This window comes from Streptomyces ipomoeae 91-03 (genome assembly GCF_000317595.1).
Classification (GTDB): domain Bacteria; phylum Actinomycetota; class Actinomycetes; order Streptomycetales; family Streptomycetaceae; genus Streptomyces; species Streptomyces ipomoeae.
The window spans coordinates 1-805 of sequence record NZ_AEJC01000605.1 but is presented as its reverse complement, the minus strand read 5'-3'; the positions used below and the strand labels follow the sequence as shown (position 1 = coordinate 805).

Here is an 805-nt window from a genome sequence, read left to right as displayed (position 1 = left end):
ACCCGGGGCTTCGTCCCGGACGGCCAGCTGTGCAGCGGCGGCAACACCAACTTCACCGGGTTCAACACCCCCAGCGCGGACTGGCCGTTGACCCACCTCACCTCCGGGGCGACCGTCGACTTCTCGTACAACGCGTGGGCGGCCCACCCGGGCTGGTTCTACGTCTACATCACCAAGGACGGCTTCGACCCGACGAAGACGCTCACCTGGAACGACATCGAGGACCGGCCGTTCCTGAGCGTCGACCACCCGCCGCTGAACGGCAGTCCGGGCACGGTCGAGGCCAACTACTCCTGGCGGGGCCAGCTGCCCGCCAACAAGTCGGGCCGCCACATCATCTACATGGTCTGGCAGCGCTCCGACAGCGCGGAGACCTTCTACTCCTGCTCCGACGTCGTCTTCGACGGCGGCAACGGCGAGGTCACCGGCATCAAGGAGCCCGGCAACCCCACCGACCCGGTACCGGGCGAGTGCTCCGCGACCCGCCGTACGACGGGCAGCTGGTCCGGCGGCTACCAGTCCGAGGTCGTCGTCACCAACACCGGCGATGTGCCGATGCTCGGCTGGATGGTCAACTGGACGCTGCCGACCGGACAGAAGGTCGACAGCCTCTGGAACGGCAACGCCACCTACACCGGACAGGACGTGATGGTCCACAACGCCAACTGGAACGGGGAGTTGGATCCGGGCGAGACCGCCTCGTTCGGCTATGTGGTGCAGGGATCGGGAGGTGATCCCGCAACGACACTGCCCTGCCGGGTGGGCTGACCCGCTCGACGGGCCCCGCGCTCGGAGCGGACCGGGT

Annotated in this window: 1 protein-coding gene; it reads left to right on the top strand. The window is 68.2% G+C overall.

All coding sequences use genetic code 11. The features are described 5' to 3' along the window. Positions 1 to 768: lytic polysaccharide monooxygenase auxiliary activity family 9 protein (locus STRIP9103_RS38895; RefSeq protein WP_048821768.1), on the top strand; the 768-nt coding region annotated here is incomplete at its 5' end. Positions 769 to 805: the final 37 nt, after the last annotated feature.